The 251-nt window shown below is 60.2% G+C and carries 1 protein-coding gene; it reads right to left on the bottom strand.

Annotation, left to right across the window (positions count from 1 at the left end; genetic code table 11):
* A partial coding sequence (locus HA050_RS22775) for a hypothetical protein (RefSeq protein WP_166830593.1) occupies positions 1–251 on the bottom strand: 251 nt, incomplete at both ends.

The raw sequence follows: 251 nt of genomic DNA, 5'->3' as shown, positions 1-251 counted from the left end.
ACTCTGATCTGAGCGCTGGAAAGTGCAGCAATCGCCAGTGTGCTGATCACGGCCAGATCGCGGGTTTCGAGTGCGGCGATATTAGTGGTGTTGAGGGCAGCAACCTGACGCGAAGTCAGAATGACGGCCTGGGCCGTGGTCAGCGCCGCAGCCTGATCAGAGGTTAAGCCCTGCAATGAGCCGGTGGTCAGGGCCAGGGTCTGATCCGTGGTCAGCGTGGCCACTTGTGCGGTGGTCAGGGCTTTAATCTG

Source organism: Iodobacter violaceini (assembly GCF_011601265.1).
GTDB classification, from domain to species: domain Bacteria; phylum Pseudomonadota; class Gammaproteobacteria; order Burkholderiales; family Chitinibacteraceae; genus Iodobacter; species Iodobacter violaceini.
This window is presented reverse-complemented; position numbering and strand designations above follow the sequence as displayed.